Annotated in this window: 1 pseudogene; it reads right to left on the reverse strand. The window is 45.8% G+C overall.

Annotation, left to right across the window (positions count from 1 at the left end):
• Positions 1–306: pseudogene (locus AB4512_RS23345) on the reverse strand (pilus assembly protein PilM); the annotation flags it as partial.

Raw genomic sequence — 306 nt, forward strand, 5'->3', positions numbered from 1 at the left:
ATTTCCTGATGAATAGAGCTGTAATTGACGCTTGAGCTTCTCAATCAAATTAACAATAAATTGATGTGTATCTTCAGTGGTGGCGAACACACTCTCGATATCACTTGTCGCACCATGGCTGCGAAGATCTTTGGTACCAAAAGCGATATCTTTATAAAACGGTGCCAAACCTTGTGGAATAATGCCTAACGACGTTTGGTCGATTCCCACATCCACCAGCAGCCAGTTTTTCTTTTCGGGGTACAGGCGCGATGCCATTTGCCAGATGTTAAGCAACCCATGCGCCTGCGTGTCTACCACCACAGG

This window comes from Vibrio sp. 10N.222.52.B7 (assembly GCF_041474275.1).
GTDB classification, from domain to species: domain Bacteria; phylum Pseudomonadota; class Gammaproteobacteria; order Enterobacterales; family Vibrionaceae; genus Vibrio; species Vibrio crassostreae_C.